This window comes from Paenibacillus sp. sgz302191, from assembly GCF_057749925.1.
Genome location: NZ_JBYLHY010000077.1, coordinates 1 through 1,777 on the forward strand (window position 1 = coordinate 1; position 1,777 = coordinate 1,777).

A 1,777-nucleotide genomic window follows, 5' to 3' on the forward strand; every position below is an offset into this window, starting at 1 on the left:
ACGGCTCCCACCTATCCTGTACAGATCGTACCAAAGTCCAATATCAAGCTGCAGTAAAGCTCCATGGGGTCTTTCCGTCTTGTCGCGGGTAACCTGCATCTTCACAGGTATTAAAATTTCACCGGATCTCTCGTTGAGACAGCGCCCAAGTCGTTACGCCATTCGTGCGGGTCAGAATTTACCTGACAAGGAATTTCGCTACCTTAGGACCGTTATAGTTACGGCCGCCGTTTACTGGGGCTTCGGTTCACAGCTTCGGATTGCTCCTAACCGCTCCCCTTAACCTTCCAGCACCGGGCAGGCGTCAGCCCGTATACTTCGCCTTGCGGCTTCGCACAGACCTGTGTTTTTGCTAAACAGTCGCTTGGGCCTTTTCACTGCGGCCCCCTCGGGCTATTCACCCTACCGAGGCACCCCTTCTCCCGAAGTTACGGGGTCATTTTGCCGAGTTCCTTAACGAGAGTTCTTCCGCGCGCCTTAGAATTCTCTTCTCGCCCACCTGTGTCGGTTTGCGGTACGGGCACCTTCGCCTGGCTAGAAGCTTTTCTCGGCAGTGTGAAATCATGACCTTCGGTACTAAAGATTTCCCTCCCCATCACAGCCCAGCCTTATGGTGTGCGGATTTGCCTACACACCAGCCTCACTGCTTGGACGAGCATCCATCAGCTCGCGTCACTATCCTTCTGCGTCACTCCATCGCTCATAACGGCTACGGTGGTACAGGAATTTCCACCTGTTGTCCATCGACTACGCCTTTCGGCCTCGCCTTAGGTCCCGACTTACCCTGAGCGGACGAACCTTCCTCAGGAACCCTTAGGCTTTCGGCGGATCAGATTCTCACTGATCTTTTCGTTACTTATACCGGCATTCTCACTTGTGTGCAGTCCACCTGTCCTTCCGGTCAGACTTCAACCCGCACACAACGCTCCCCTACCCAAGTACTTTCGTACATGCCATAGCTTCGGTGGCGTATTTAGCCCCGTTACATTTTCGGCGCAGAGTCACTCGACCAGTGAGCTATTACGCACTCTTTCAATGGTGGCTGCTTCTAAGCCAACATCCTGGTTGTCTGTGCAACTCCACATCCTTTCCCACTTAACACGCACTGGGGGACCTTAGCTGATGGTCTGGGCTGTTTCCCTTTTGACAATGGATCTTAGCACTCACTGTCTGACTCCCGGACTACAGTTTGTGGCATTCAGAGTTTGACTGGACTTGGTAACCCTTGGCGGGCCCCGCACCCAATCAGTGCTTTACCTCCACAACTGAACATCCGAGGCTAGCCCTAAAGCTATTTCGGGGAGAACCAGCTATCTCCGAGTTCGATTGGAATTTCTCCGCTACCCCCACCTCATCCCCGAATTTTTCAACATTCGTGGGTTCGGGCCTCCAGTGAGTGTTACCTCACCTTCACCCTGGACAGGGGTAGATCACACGGTTTCGGGTCTACGCCTGCATACTCATTCGCCCTATTCAGACTCGCTTTCGCTGCGGCTCCGCCTCTTCAGCTTAACCTCGCATGCAAACGTAACTCGCCGGTTCATTCTACAAAAGGCACGCCATCACACATAAAAAGTGCTCTGACTTCTTGTAAGCACACGGTTTCAGGTTCTATTTCACTCCGCTTCCGCGGTGCTTTTCACCTTTCCCTCACGGTACTGCTTCACTATCGGTCGCTAGGTAGTATTTAGCCTTGGCAGATGGTCCTGCCGGATTCCGACGGGGTTTCACGTGTCCCGCCGTACTCAGGATCCCTCTAGAGGTTTCGTTCGATTTT

Annotated in this window: 1 rRNA gene; it reads right to left on the bottom strand. The window is 53.2% G+C overall.

Features of this window, described 5'->3' with window-relative positions:
- Positions 1-1,777 (bottom strand): 23S ribosomal RNA (locus tag AC3G2T_RS38610); the annotation flags it as partial.